Annotated in this window: 10 protein-coding genes; 9 read left to right on the top strand and 1 reads right to left on the bottom strand. The window is 72.9% G+C overall.

Annotation, left to right across the window (positions count from 1 at the left end; all coding sequences use genetic code 11):
* The first annotated feature begins 74 nt into the window (after window positions 1-74).
* The 7 genes from FGF04_RS10225 to FGF04_RS10195 all read left to right on the top strand — a co-directional run bounded on the left by FGF04_RS10225 (window position 75) and on the right by FGF04_RS10195 (window position 9143).
* Complete coding sequence (locus FGF04_RS10225; RefSeq protein WP_149510962.1) at window positions 75-1361, top strand: extracellular solute-binding protein; 1287 nt, start codon at window positions 75-77, stop codon at window positions 1359-1361.
* Between the two features lie 184 nt (window positions 1362-1545).
* Entirely contained in the window at window positions 1546-2307 is a 762-nt protein-coding gene (locus FGF04_RS10220; RefSeq protein ID WP_408055602.1) for a carbohydrate ABC transporter permease, read from the top strand.
* 14 nt (window positions 2308-2321) lie between these two features.
* The gene (locus FGF04_RS10215) at window positions 2322-3221 is read left to right on the top strand and encodes a carbohydrate ABC transporter permease (protein WP_149510961.1); all 900 of its coding nucleotides are present in this window, start codon (window positions 2322-2324) and stop codon (window positions 3219-3221) included.
* Complete coding sequence (locus FGF04_RS10210; RefSeq protein ID WP_149510960.1) at window positions 3221-6145, top strand: glycoside hydrolase family 2 TIM barrel-domain containing protein; 2925 nt, start codon at window positions 3221-3223, stop codon at window positions 6143-6145. The genes FGF04_RS10215 and FGF04_RS10210 overlap by 1 nt, the downstream gene beginning before the upstream one ends.
* A 221-nt stretch (window positions 6146-6366) precedes the next feature.
* On the top strand, window positions 6367-7125 hold the full coding sequence (locus FGF04_RS10205) for an IclR family transcriptional regulator (protein ID WP_235882273.1): 759 nt from the start codon (window positions 6367-6369) through the stop codon (window positions 7123-7125).
* A gap of 147 nt (window positions 7126-7272) precedes the next feature.
* A complete protein-coding gene (locus tag FGF04_RS10200) occupies window positions 7273-8475 on the top strand; it encodes a sensor histidine kinase (protein ID WP_149510958.1) in 1203 nt (400 codons plus the stop codon).
* Window positions 8472-9143, top strand: a complete 672-nt coding sequence (locus tag FGF04_RS10195; RefSeq protein WP_149510957.1) for a response regulator — start codon at window positions 8472-8474, stop codon at window positions 9141-9143. Before FGF04_RS10200 ends, FGF04_RS10195 begins: the two co-directional genes overlap by 4 nt.
* Window positions 9144-9243: 100 nt before the next feature.
* Here the strand turns inward: FGF04_RS10195 and FGF04_RS10190 are convergent, their stop codons facing one another.
* The gene (locus FGF04_RS10190) at window positions 9244-10548 is read right to left on the bottom strand and encodes an acyltransferase family protein (RefSeq protein ID WP_188114027.1); all 1305 of its coding nucleotides are present in this window, start codon (window positions 10546-10548) and stop codon (window positions 9244-9246) included.
* 555 nt (window positions 10549-11103) lie between these two features.
* Here FGF04_RS10190 and FGF04_RS10185 point away from each other — a divergent pair.
* Window positions 11104-13209 (top strand): MMPL family transporter, encoded by a 2106-nt coding sequence (locus tag FGF04_RS10185; RefSeq protein WP_149510955.1) that lies wholly within the window; start codon window positions 11104-11106, stop codon window positions 13207-13209.
* Window positions 13210-13282: 73 nt separating this feature from the next.
* Window positions 13283-13534, top strand: a 252-nt coding sequence (locus FGF04_RS10180; RefSeq protein ID WP_149510954.1) for a DUF72 domain-containing protein, incomplete at its 3' end; no start/stop codon positions are given.

Here is a 13534-nt window from a genome sequence, read left to right as displayed (position 1 = left end):
CCCCCGACCTCCCCTGATCCCCCCTGCTCTCCCTCGATGCGAAGACCGAACACATGCGAAAGGCGGTGGGAGCTGTGCGGCTCTCACGAAGGGGCCTGCTCCGCGCGGGTCTGGCCGGTACGGCCGCGACCGCGCTCGGCGGCCTGGCGTCCGGCTGCGCCGTACCGACCGGCTCGACGGGCCGGAACATGGRGCTCTGGTACTGGAGCGGCGGCCTGAGCGACACCGTCGTCGAGAAGGCCAAGGCGCGCTACGACGACGCGGTCGACCTGAACGCGATCCAGATCGGCGGCTACTACCGCTCCAAGCTCATCACCACGATGACCGGGCAGGCCCACGTCCCCGACATCGCAGGGCTCAAGGGCGAGGACATGGCGTCCTACCTGCCCAACGCCGGCCAGTTCGTGGACCTGCGCACGCTCGGCGCGGAGAAGCTCGAGGACCAGTACCTGGACTGGAAGTGGCAGCAGGGGGTCGCCCCGGACGGCAGCCTCGTCGGCTTCCCCATCGACGTGGGCCCCGTCGTGCAGTTCTACCAGCCGGCCGTCTACGAGAAGGCCGGGCTGGCGCACGAACCGGAGGACGTCTCCAGGGAGATGGGCACCTGGGACCAGTTCTTCGCGGCGGGCGAGCAGCTGAGGAAGCGGGTGCGCGGGGCGTTCATCCTGACCGACATCACCAGCGTCTTCGAGATGTCGATCGGCCAGGGCACCGAGCGGTTCGTGAACCGGGACAAGCACTTCATCGGCGACCAGGAGCACGTGCGGGTCTGCTGGGACCGGGCCGTGGAGGCCAAGCGGCGCGGCCTGGCGTCGAGCATCGTGACGGGCACGCCCGACTCGATCTCGGCCACCGAGAGCGGCAAGCTGCCCAGCCAGCTCAACGCCTCGTGGAACGCGGGCGACCTCAAGCTCCAGTACCCGAGGACCAAGGGCCGCTGGCGGGTCGCCAACTGTCCCGGCGGCCCCTCGAACGTCGGCGGCTCGTTCCTGGCGATCACCAAGGCGTGCCGCGAGCCCGAGCAGGCCTTTGAGATCATCACCTGGCTGCTCGGCGCGGACAACCAGGCCCAGGGCTTCATCGACGCCGGGCTCTTCCCGTCCACCCCCGCCTCGTACGACATGCCGAAGCTGCGCGAGCCCGATCCGTTCTTCGGCGGCCAGATCACCATGGACGTGTACGGGCCGGCCGCGGAGAAGATCCCGGTCGCCTTCAACAGCCCGTACGACGTGGCGCTCGGGCAGCCGGTCAGGGACGAGATCAAGAACGTCGGCGTCCTCGGCAAGGACCCGGACACGGCCTGGAAGGACGCCATGAGCAAGTGCCGGCGCATCGCGGACCACCTGGGGGTGAGCCGCTGATGGCCACCGCTCCCCTGGTCGACCCGCCGGGCCGCCCCCCGCCCACCCGAAGAAGGGCATCCTGAGTTATTGGCGGCTGTACGCCGCGATCTCCCCCTTCTACCTCCTCTTCCTCGCCTTCGGCCTGGTCCCGGTCGGCTTCTCGCTCTACCTGTCGTTCCACCGCTGGGACGGCCTGGGCCCGATGGAGTACGCGGGACTCTCCCAGTACCGCTACCTGCTGACCGACACCGACTTCTGGAGTTCGATCGGCACCACGCTGATCATCTGGGCGCTGGCCACCTTCCCCATGATCTTCCTCGCGATGGTCACGGCCGTGATGCTCAACTCGGCGGTCCGCTTCAAGAACGTCTACCGCTTCGCGTACTTCCTGCCCAACGTCACCTCGGTCGTCGCCGTCGCGATCATCTTCGGCTCGGTCTTCTCCACCAACTTCGGCCTGGTGAACGCCCTGTTGCAGGCGGTCGGGCTCGACCAGGTGGCCTGGCTGAACACCCCGTGGGGCATCAAGGTCGCCATCGCCACCCTGATGACCTGGCAGTGGACCGGCTACAACGCGATCATCTTCCTGGCCGGGCTCCAGACGATCCCCGGCGAGCTGTACGAGGCGGCGCGGATGGACGGCGCCGGGCCCGTGCAGACCTTCTTCCGGATCACGCTGCCGCTGATGCGCCCGGTGCTGCTGTTCGTGCTGGTCGTCTCGACCGTCACCGGGCTGCAGAGCTTCTCCGAACCGCAGGTGCTGCTGCAGTCCACGGCCAACGAGTCGACGTTCTCCGGCGGCCCCGACCACGCCGGCCGCACGATGGTCCTCTACTTCTTCCAGCAGACCTTCGACAACAACGACTTCGGTTACGGCGCCGCCGTGGCCTGGGGCATCTTCCTCGTCGTCGTCATCTTCTCGATCGTCAACTGGCGCCTGGTGCAGCGCCGGGGCGAGGACTAGGGAGGCCCGTCACCATGGCAACCACCACCCAGGCCGAGGCCGTCCTCGCCGAACCCCCGCCCGCCGGGCCCGCCAAGGGCACACGCATCCGGGGCGACCGGCGCCGGGGCATCGCTCTGCACGTCTCCCTGCTGTTCGGGGTGCTGCTCTCCGCGTTCCCGTTCTACTGGGCCGTGATCATGTCGACGCACACGTCGACCGAGATCTTCTCCTACCCGCCCAAGCTGCTGCCCGGCTCGCACTTCGGCGACAACCTGAGCAAGCTCTTCGACAGCATCGACTTCTTCGGGTCGATGCTCAACTCGCTGCTCGTCGCCGTCTCCGTGACGTTCCTGGTCCTGTTCTTCGACTCGCTGGCCGCGTTCGTCTTCGCCAAGTTCCGCTTCCCGGGCCGCCGGACGCTGTTCGCCATGATGATGGCGATCTTCATGGTGCCGGCGCAGCTCGCCGCCATCCCGCAGTTCGTGATCATGGCGAAGCTGGGCTGGATCGGCTCGATGACCTCGCTGATCGTACCGGCCGCCGCGAACGCCTTCGGCATCTTCTGGATGCGGCAGTACATGAAGGGTGCGATCCACGACGAGCTGCTGGACGCCTCGAAGATCGACGGGGCGGGGTTTCTGCGCCAGTACTGGCACGTGGCGCTGCCCGTGGTCCGACCCGGGCTCGCCTTCCTCGGCATCTTCACGTTCATGGGCCAGTGGAACGACTACGCCTGGCCGCTGATCGCCCTCACCAACCCGGACAACGTGACCCTCCAGGTCGCCCTGTCCCAGCTCAACGGCGTCCACGGCACCACGGACTACGGAATGGTCATGACGGGCGCGGTCCTCGCCCTCGTCCCGCTGCTGATCGTCTTCGCGATCGGCGCCCGGCAGATCATCGCCGACCTCGGCAAGGGAGCGATCCGCTGATGCGCCGCGACCCCCTGCTCGCCCTGCGCCCCTGGGAGTCGCCGGAGATCACCTCCTGGCGGCGGCTGCCGATGAACGCGGTGGACCGGCGCTCCGGTGCCCTGTCCCTGGACGGCTCCTGGCACTTCCAGCTGCTGCCCTCGCCCACCGGCGCGTCGGGCGAGTGGACCCTCGCGGACGTGCCGGGCGCGTGGACCGTGCAGGGCGCCGACGACCTGCCGCAGTACACCAACGTGCGGATGCCGTTCGACGACGTCCCGCCGCACGTGCCCGCCGCGAACCCGACCGGCGTGTACGAGCGGTCCGTGGACGTCCCCGCCGAGTGGGCGGGCCGCCGGATCGTCCTGCAGGTCGGCGCGGCCGAGAGCGTCCTGCTCGTCCATGTGGACGGGACACCGGTCGGCGTCTCCAAGGACTCCCACCTGGCGGCCGAGTTCGACCTGTCCGGCGTCGTACGCCCCGGAAACCCGGCGACCGTACGGCTCACGGTCGTCAAGTGGTCCGACGCCTCGCACATCGAGGACCAGGACCAGTGGTGGCACGCGGGCCTCACCCGGTCGGTGCTGCTGTACGCCACCGATCCGCTGCACCTGGCGGACGTGACCGTGCGCGCGCGGCGGGACGGCGCGCTGCGGGTCGACTGCACGGTGCGCGACGCCGCGGGCCCGCTCCCCGAGGGCTGGTACGTCACCGCCGACCTCGACGGCCGGCTCCTCACCCAGGACACCGAGTTCGACCGCCTCAACGCCGAGGACATGCGGGTGTCCGACTTCTTCGGCGAGGCGCGGCTGCGGACCGTCGTGCCGGACGTGCGCCCGTGGACCGCCGAGACGCCCGAGCTGTACGACCTGGCCGTGCGGCTGCACCGGGCCGACGGCTCGGTCGCGGACACCTCGCACCKCCGCACCGGCTTCCGGGACGTCGAGATCGTCGGCCGGGACCTGCTGGTCAACGGCGAGCGGATCTACGTCCGCGGCGTCAACCGGCACGACTTCCACCCGCTGACCGGGCGCACGGTCACGGCCGAGGACATGCGCGCCGACCTGGTCCTCCTCAAGCGGTTCGGCTTCAACGCGGTGCGCACCTCGCACTACCCCAACGACCCCACGCTGTACGACCTCGCCGACGAGCTCGGCCTCTACGTCGTGGACGAGGCGGACATCGAGTCGCACGACCACGCCCACGAGATCGCCGACGACCCCCGCTACCTGGCGGCCTTCGTGGACCGGGTCTCGCGCATGGTGCTGCGGGACAAGAACCACCCGTCGGTCATCATCTGGTCGCTGGGCAACGAGTCCGACTACGGCACCAACCACGACGCGGCGGCGGGCTGGGTGCGGCGCCACGACCCGACCCGGCCGATCCAGTACGAGGGTGCCGCCAAGATCGACTGGTCGGACCCGGCGCTCGCCTCCGACATCGCCTGCCCGATGTACGCGCCGATCGAGGAGTGCGTGGCACACGCCCTGTCGGGCCGGCAGACCAAGCCGCTCATCCAGTGCGAGTACTCGCACGCCATGGGCAACAGCAACGGCACGCTCGCCGACACCTGGGCCGCCATCGAGGCCACCCCGGGCCTCCAGGGCGGCTTCATCTGGGAGTTCTGGGACCACGGCATCCTCCAGCGGGTGGACGACAGGCGGCCGGCCGGCCGCGCCGGCGCGGGCCTCTACGACAAGGGCGTCACCGCGCCCGGCCACCGCTGGGCCTACGGCGGCGACTTCGGCGAGACGGTCCACGACGGGGCGTTCATCGCCGACGGCGTGGTGTTCCCCGACCGGACCCCCAAGCCCGTGATGTACGAGCACCGGGAGATCGCCGGCCCCGTCCGCCTGACGTACGACGGGGGCGTGCTGCGGATCCACAACCGGCAGCACTTCCGCGGCCTGGAGTGGCTGGCCGCCGAGTGGCGCCTCGTGCACGCCGACGGGACGACCCACCGGGCGCCGGCCGAGCTGCCCGCGGTGCCGCCGGGTGGCTCGGCCGAGGTGCCGGCGCCGTTCCCGCCGCCCGAACCCGCGGCCGGCGAGGTCTGGCTGAGCCTGCGGGTGACGACCGCGGGCGACGAGGCGTGGGCGCCGGCGGGCACGGTGCTGTGCGTGCCGCAGGTCCGCCTGGCCGCACCGGCCGCCGGGACGCCCCCGGAGCCCGTGCCGGGCCCGGCCGTCACGCTGGACGAGGACGCGCTGCTGGTCCACCCGCTGCTGACGTCCGCGCCCGTGCTCGCGCTGTGGCGGGCGCCCACGGACAACGACGAGCTGGGCGGCATGGCGGCCCGCTGGCACGACTGGGGCCTGGACGCGCTCGTGCGCAAGGTCGTGGAGGTGCGCGAGGAGGGGCCGCGGGTGGTCGTACGCAGCGAGTACGCGACCGGGGCCGGGCCCGTCCGCCACGAGCAGGTGTTCACGCCCGTCGGCGGCGGCCTGCGGATCGAGGAGTCGGCCGAGCTGCCGGCGGGGCTCGACGACGTGGCGAGGGTCGGCACCGTCTTCGAGACGGCGCCCGGCCTCGACGTCCTGGACTGGTACGGGCAGGGCCCCTGGGAGTCGTACCCGGACCGCAGCGCGGGCGCGCCCGTGGGGCACCACTCGCTCCCGGTGGACGAGCTGTTCACGCCGTACCTGCGACCGCAGGAGAGCGGCGGCCGGCACGGGGTGCGCCGGTTCACGCTGTCGGCGCCGGACGCGACGGGCCTGACCGTGGAGCTGGGGGAACCGGGACAGGTCTCGGTCAACCGGTACCAGGCCGGGGACCTGGCGGCCGCCGCGCACCACGACGAGCTGGTGCCGCGGCCCGGCTGCGTGGTCCACCTCGACGCGGCGCACCGGGGGCTCGGCACGGCCTCGTGCGGACCGGACACCTCGGCGCGGTACCTCGTCCCGACAGGGACCCACCGGTGGGAGTGGACGCTGCGCGTGCTGTGAGCGGGGGCGCCGACGGCGGGMGCCATCGGTGGGCGGTGCCGTCCGCCGGTGGGCGGCGCCGGCGGTGGGCGGCGTCTTCCGCCGGTGGCGCGGTGGTTGTTGCCGTCCGGCCGGTGCGCCATGCTGGTCCCGTAGGCCGCGCCATGCCCCTGCGGGGCCGGAACCGGGGAGTCCGCCATCACCCGCCAGCGTTCCCGCCGGACCCGGGACCGGGTCCGGCCGTGAGCCCGTCGTCCGCGCCGCAGCGGCTGCTGGCCGTGCTCGCCGCCTTCGACCACGACCATCCGGCGCTCTCCCTCACGGACATCAGCCGCCGGGCCGGGCTCTCGCTGACCACCGCGCACCGGCTGGTGGGCGCGCTCACCGCGTGGGGCGCCCTGGAGCGCGACCAGGCCGGGACCTACCACGTGGGCCTGCGGCTCTGGGAGGTCGCGGCGCTCTCCCCGCGCGGGCTGGCGCTGCGGCAGGTCGCGCTGCCGTACCTGGAGGACCTCTACGAGGCCACCCACGAGAACGTGCAGCTGGCCGTGCGCGACGGCTCCGAGGTCGTCTACACCGAGTGGATCTCCGGGCGTTCGGCCGTCGGCGTGAAGATCCAGGTGGGTGCGCGCTGGCCGCTGCACGCGACCGGTGTGGGGCTCGCGATGCTCGCCCACTGCGAGCCGGCGTTCCAGGAGGAGTACTGCGCGGGCCCGCTCGCCGTGTTCACCGCGCACACCGTCGCGGACCCGGCGGCACTGCGCCGCGTGCTCGCCGAAGTCCGGCGTACAGGCGTGGCGGTGAGCGTGCGTCAGATAACCGACGACGCGTTGTCGGTGGCCGCCCCGGTGCGCGGGGCGGACGGCGCGGTGGGCGCGGCGGTCTCGGTCGTGGTGCCCGAACGGGGAGCGCAGACCGCGGCGTTGGTCCCCGCGGTACGGATCGCCGCGCGCGGGATCTCCCGGGCCCTGGGCTGGCACCCGGAGCCGTCCGGGCGGTGACGCGGCCCGGCGGTCGTGACGCGGCCCGGCGGTCGTGGTGGTGGCCCAGCAGTCCTAGTGGTGACGGCCGATATCCCTCCCGCCGGTGAGGACGCGGCGCCGGCGCCGCCCGGATACTGGGACGGCCCTTGCCCCGAGGAGCCGCCGATGTCCGCCCAGCCCTGGATCGCCCCGGCCGTCGCGCGCCTGCGCACGGCGAACCCGTACGCCGTCGACTGCGCGCTCGCCGTGCTGGTGCTCTTCGCGGCGTCCTTGCAGTGGGTCTTCCCCGACGAGGGCGACGACCGCCTCACCTGGCAAGGGTTCCTGCTGGGCGCCGCCACGGCGCTGCCGCTGGTGTGGCGGCGCCGGGCGCCGTTCCTGGCGGCCTGCGGGGTCTCCCTGGCCACCCCCGCCATGGCGCTCTACCACGCGCCGCCGCCCGACGTCATGTACGCCGGCCTGGTCGTGCTCTACACCATGGCCGCGGTCGGCCGGCCCTGGCAACGGCGGTTCATGCTGGTGGGATGGCTGGTCGGGGTGGCGACGACCATCACGCACCGGGAGGACGCCGAGCCCTTCGAGTACGCCTTCCAGCTGCTCAGCTGCGTCAGCGCGTACGGGTTCGGGGTGCTGTCCCGCCTCCAGCGGGCGTACACGGCGGCGCTGGAGGACCGGGCCCGCAGACTGGAGCGCGAGCGGGCCGCCGACACCGCGCGGGCGGTCGCGCAGGAGCGGGCCGGGATCGCCCGGGACATGCACGACGTCCTGGCCCACGCGGTGAGCCTGATGGTGGTGCAGGCCGAGGCGGGGCCGGMGGTCGTACGCAGCGATCCCGAGCGTGCCGAGGCGGTGTTCGACGCCGTCGCGAGCGCCGGGCGGGACGCGATGACGCAGTTGCGGCGGATCCTCGGTGTGCTCAAGGACGAGCCGTCGCAGGGCGGCGCGGGCCGGTTGCCGCAGCCGGGTGTCGCGGCCCTCGCCGCTCTGGTGCGCCGGGTCGGCGACTCGACCGGCCTGCACGTCGAACTGCGGTCCACCGGGCAGCCGCACCCGCTGCACCGGGACACCGAGGTCGCCGCGTACCGCGTGGTCCAGGAGGCCCTGACCAACACCGTGAAGCACGCGTACGCTTCCCGTGCGCGGGTCGAACTCGACTGGACGGAGGACGAGTTGACGCTCACGGTGACGGACGACGGACGAGGTTCCGGTGCCCCCGGCGCCGGCGGGGGCGGACACGGGCTGATCGGCATCCGGGAACGCGCGGCGGCGTGCGGCGGCACCGCCCGTACGGGGCCGGCCCGCGACGGCGGTTTCCAGGTCGTCGTCCGCCTGCCCGTGGCCGCCGGCCGGCAGGCGGCGCCGGGGTGAGCATCCGGGTGGTGGTCGCCGACGACCAGGAGCTGGTCCGCAGCGGGTTCAGCATGATCCTGGAGGCGCAGCCGGACATCGAGATCGTCGGGGAGGCCGGGGACGGCGTCGAGGCGGTGGCCGCCGTGCAGCGGCACGCGCCGGACGTGCTGCTGCTCGACATCCGCATGCCGCGGATGGACGGCCTGGAGGCCGCGCGGCTGGTGTGCGGGCAGTCTGGGTGCCGGGTGGTCATGCTGACGACGTTCGACCTCGACGAGTACGTGTACGAGGCGCTGTACGCGGGGGCCAGCGGGTTCCTGCTGAAGGACGTGCGCCGGGACGACCTGGTGCACGCGGTGCGGGTGGTCGCGGCCGGGGACTCGCTGCTCGCGCCGTCGGTGACGCGGCGCCTGGTCGCGGACGTCATCCGGCGCAGGCGGGCCGAGGCGGCGGAGCCCGCGCCCTCCTCGGCGCGGCTGGACGTCCTGACCGCCCGCGAGGGGGAGACGCTGCGGCTGCTCGCGCGCGGGCTGTCGAACGCGGAGATCGCGACGGCGCTGTTCGTGAGCGAGCACACGGTGAAGACCCACGTCAGCAACGTGCTCGGCAAACTGGGCCTGCGGGACCGCGTCCAGGCGGTCATCTGCGCGTACGAGTCGGGCTTGGTGACCCCGGGCACGCCGTGACCCCGCCGGTTCACCGGAACACCGGCCGCAGCCCGGACGGGCGGGTCGTGAACGGTGCGCCCCCGTCCACGACCCGCCGCCCGGGCACTTTCCGGCCAGGTCAGACGGGCACCTTCACCGCACGCTCCGGTTCCGCCTCCGGCTCGGGGGCCGGCCGGTGCGACCTGATGCGGAAGCGGCGCAGCAGCGGCGCCTCGACGAACGTGTAGGACAGCCAGCCCGCCAGCACCGACAGCCCCATCACGAACGGCAGCAGTGCGAAGAAGGCACCGGTGCCGAGCTGCGCCCAGTCGCTGTCGAACAGGTACCAGACCGTCACCTGCATGACGACCAGGTGCCACAGGAAGGTGCCACAGGAGTTGCGGCCCAGCCACACGGGCACCGGCCGGGCGAGCAGCCGCTCGGGCCCGCCGCCCCGGGCCAGCACCACCGGTGCGGCCAGTCCGGCCGCGACCACCAGCTGGCAGGCGTACTTCAGGGCCGCCTCCTCCTTCGTCAGCACGGCGGAGGCGATGCTGCCCACCGCAGGGGTGTTCGACACGGCGAACGCCACCAGCGCCGCTCCCCAGCACCACCACGGGTGGCGGCCGACGAGGTCCACGATCGCGGGCCGCCGTCCGGTGCGGGACCTGGTGGCGAGCACCGCCAGCAGCATGCCGGTCGCGAGGAAGCCCAGGTAGCCGCGGAGCCACCACAGCGAGGGCGGGGCCAGCGGACTGGAGGGGCTGGTCGCGACCAGCCAGGTGAAGTCGGCGACGACGACACCGCCGAGCAGCGCGACCGCGGGGGCGATGCCCTTCGCCGCGCGCAGCAGCCGGTGCAGCACGTACGCCACCACGGGCAGCGCGATGTAGTAGTGCACCTCGGTGGCGAGGCTCCAGGTCTGCGCCCAGTTGGTCGCGCCCGGGTCGGAGCGCAGGTCGGCCCAGTGCTGCACGTGCTGCACGGTCAGCAGCCGCAGGATGCGCCAGCCGTCGTCGAGGCGCTCCCGGTCGAACACCAGCAGCGCCGTGACCATGAAGAGCCAGTACGCCGGGAAGATGCGCAGCACCCGGTGCCAGTAGTAGGGCAGCGTCCTGGGCGGACGGCCGCCGCCGAGCGCGGCGTCGGCCCAGGGGCGGTAGAGCAGGTAACCGCTGATGATCAGGAAGATCGGTATCGCCACCACGAAGCCGGACAGCACCGGGGCCAGCGGTCCGGGCCTGCCGCTCTTGTCGATCAGCGCCCCGGTCCACTGGGCGAGGTGCGCGGTCACCACCATCAGCGTCGCGATCGCGCGCAGGCCGTCCACGGCCGGCTCGAAGCTCCGCCCGGACCGCTCCGGGAGCGGTCCGGCGGAACCCTCGGTACCGGAGGCGGTGCTCGCCGGCGGTGCCGGCGAGGGTCTGTTCAAGGAAGTGCTCACGGCAGATGTCCCCCGTTGTCTCGGTTGTCCTGCAGGAAGGTGGTCCGGGACGGTAGCAAACCGCATGAGCGGTTTACTATGTTGATGATGGTTCACCCTTGAACACCCTTGATCGTCCCGAGAACGCTCTGCGGCGATGCCCTGGTCACCACGGGTGGCCGAAACGGATCCCTTGCGCCGGGGTGTTCAACTGCTGGCGCACCCGCCCAGGAGTCCCGAAACAAGGCGGGCCCAACGGACCGAAGGCTTCCGGCCACCTGCGGGCCGGCGGGGGTTGCCCGCGCAGTTCCCCGCGCCCCTAAAAGCGAAAGACCGGGGCGCAGCCCCGTTTTTCAGGGGCGCGGGGAACTGCGCGACCGGCCCCCACCGACCCGCGGACGCACTCCCGCCCAAGCCCGGCAGGGCCACCGCCCACTCCCCCACGCGGCGGAGCCGCGCAAGCGCCTCCCCCGCTCGGGGGAGCGGACAAACCACCCCCCACGGCGATCCGCGCGCGCCCGCCCGGCGCAAACCTGGAGCAACCAAGGATTCGCCAACCCCGCCGGGAGGCACCCCGTGCTCCACAGGCTCGCCAGCGCGTCCACCCGCCGGCCCCTGACCGTCATCGGCCTCTGGCTGCTCTTCCTGCTGCTCGGCTTCGGCCTCGGCACGGGCGTCTTCGGCCGTCTCAGCGACTCCGTGCCGGACGTCCCCGGCACGGAGTCCGACCGCGCCGCCGAGTACCTCGACGACGTCGACCCGGCCGGCGAGTCCGTCACCGCCGTGATCGCCGGCACTCCCGTCACCGCCGCCGCCCTGCGCGCCCAGGTGGAGGCGGCCGTCACCGACCTGCGCGACCTCGCGGACGTCGCCGCCGTGCCGGACCCGTACACCACCCAGGGCCTGCTCGCCGAGGACGGGCAGGCCCTGGTGGTCCCGGTGACCCTGAAGGGCGGCCTGGAGGACGACGCCGAGGACCGGGTCCTGGACGCGATCGGCGACCGGGTCCACGGGATCGAGGCACCCGAGGTCCACGTCAGCGGCGGCCCGCTGCTCGGGCAGCAGCTCGGCGAACGGGCCCAGGAGGACGTGGCGCGCGCCGAGGTGATCTCGCTGCCCGTCGTCCTCGTCCTGCTGCTCCTCGTCTTCGGCGGCCTGCGCGCCGCCGGGCTGCCGCTGCTGGTGGCGGTCAGCGGGGTCGCGGGCGCGTTCCTGGCGCTGTTCGGCTTCAGCCGGTTCACCGACATCTCCGTGTACGCGATCCAGGTGACCACGATGCTCGGCCTCGGACTCGCCGTGGACTACGCCCTGCTGATGGTGGTCCGCTTCCGCGAGGAGCGCCGTACCGCAGGCGACGTAGTCGAGGCGGTGCACCGCACGGTGGACCGCGCCGGGCGCACGGTCCTGTTCTCGGGGCTGACGGTGGCGATCAGCCTCACCGGCCTGCTAGTGTTCCCCAGCACGTTCCTGCGGAGCATGGGCCTCGCCGTGGCCGCCGTGGTGGTCGTCGACATGCTCGCCGCGATCACCCTGCTGCCCGCGCTGCTGGCCCGCTTCGGCGGCAGGATCGCCCCCGCGCGCGACAAGCCGGCCGGCGAGGAGGGCCGGGTCTTCGCCCGTCTCGCCCTGTTCGCCACGGGCCGCCCGGTCCTGGTGACGGTCGCCTCCGTGGCCGCCCTGCTGGTGCTGGCGCTGCCCGTCACCGGCATGAGGATCAACATCGGGGACGCCCAGCAACTGCCGGCGAGCACGGAGGCACGCCAGCTGGACGACACGGTCGCGGCGCACTTCCCGCCGGGCACCGGGGTCTCCGAGGTGACCGTGGTCCTGAAGCCGGGCACCGACCGGGCGACGGCCGACCGGATCCGCGCGCTCTCGCCGGACGCGGAGTCCCGGGAGCTGCCGGGCGGCACCACCGTGCTGAGCATGCGGCCGGACGGCAGCGCGGACGGGAGGGCGGCGACCGACCTGGTCCAGCGGGTACGGGAGGCGCGCGGCGACGCGCCCGTACAGGTCACCGGCGTCGCGGCCCGTCTCGTCGACTTCCGGGCGATGCTCGCCGACCGGGCGCCCTGGGCCGCCCTCACCGTCCTGACCGGCATCTTCGTCCTCCTTTTCGCCTTCACCGGCTCGGTCCTGATCCCGCTGCGCACCGTCCTCACCACCCTGCTCAGCCTGGGCGCGGCGCTCGGCGTGGTGGTGTGGGTCTTCCAGGACGGCCACCTGGCCTCGGCACTGGGCTCCCAGGAGCTGGGCGCCCTCAGCCTGACGGCTCCCCCGCTGATCATCGCGATCGCCTTCGGGCTGGCGATGGACTACGAGCTGTTCATCCTGGCCCGGATGCGCGAGACCTGGCTGCGCACGGGCGACGCGCAGGACGCCGTGGTCACCGGCCTGCGCCGGTCCGGGCGGGTGGTGAGCTGTGCGGCCCTGCTGCTCGCGGTGGTGTTCGGCGCCTTCATGACGGGCGGCTTCGCGCCCATCCTGCAGATCGGTCTCGGGCTGACGCTGGCCGTGCTGATCGACGCGACGCTGGTACGGATGCTGCTGGTCCCGGCGACCATGGCGCTGCTGGGCCGGCGCGCCTGGTGGGCCCCCGCGCGGCTGCGCCGGGCCCACGAGCGGTTCGGCCTGCACGAGGAGGCCCCGCCCGCACCCCCCGTGCTCACCGAGCAGCGCTGACCACGGCCCGGCACCCGCGAAGCGCGACGCGGTTCGCAGGTGTCGGGCCGCGTCTGCGGGCAACTGGTGGGGCATGGGAGAGATACGGGTCGGCACCTGTTCGTGGACGGATCCGAAGCTGGTGTCCAGCGGCTGGTACCCGTCGGGCCGGCGGGACGCCGAGGGCAGGCTGCGGTACTACGCCGAGCGCTTCCCCGTCGTGGAGGTCGACTCGACGTACTACGGCCTGCCCAGCGAGCGCAACAGCGCGCTGTGGGCCGAGCGGACCCCGGACGGCTTCCGGTTCGACGTGAAGGCCTTCTCGCTCTTCACCGGCCACCCCACC

This window comes from Streptomyces apricus (assembly GCF_008369065.1).
In the GTDB taxonomy this organism is placed as follows: Bacteria; Actinomycetota; Actinomycetes; order Streptomycetales; family Streptomycetaceae; genus Streptomyces; species Streptomyces apricus.
Note: the sequence above shows the minus strand (reverse complement) of the source record. Positions and strands in the feature narration are given on the sequence as shown.